The sequence below is a fragment of the Globicatella sp. HMSC072A10 genome, assembly GCF_001811625.1.
GTDB classification, from domain to species: Bacteria; Bacillota; Bacilli; order Lactobacillales; family Aerococcaceae; genus Globicatella; species Globicatella sanguinis.
This window is the reverse complement of sequence record NZ_KV805736.1, coordinates 1-271: the sequence shown is the minus strand read 5'-3', so window position 1 is coordinate 271 and position 271 is coordinate 1. Positions and strand designations below refer to the sequence as shown.

Sequence of the window (271 nt, the reverse complement as noted above, 5' to 3'; positions counted from 1 at the left end):
GGTCAGCGGTTCAATCCCGCTATTCTCCATTCATGGCGGTGTAGCTCAGCTGGCTAGAGCGTCCGGTTCATACCCGGGAGGTCATGGGTTCGATCCCCTTCGCCGCTATAAGCACTGGGACCTTTAGCTCAGTTGGTTAGAGCAGACGGCTCATAACCGTCCGGTCGCAGGTTCGAGTCCTGCAAGGTCCATGTCTTGTAGGACAAGAGAAAAGGATAAAAGCATATCAAACGTATCATATGGAGGATTACCCAAGTCCGGCTGAAGGGAA

The 271-nt window shown here is 52.8% G+C and carries 2 tRNA genes; both read left to right on the top strand.

What is annotated here, in order from left to right:
• Positions 1 to 34 precede the first annotated feature (34 nt).
• Positions 35 to 108, top strand: a tRNA-Met gene (locus tag HMPREF2811_RS06555).
• Between the two features lie 9 nt (positions 109 to 117).
• Positions 118 to 191, top strand: a tRNA-Ile gene (locus tag HMPREF2811_RS06550).
• Positions 192 to 271 lie beyond the last annotated feature (80 nt).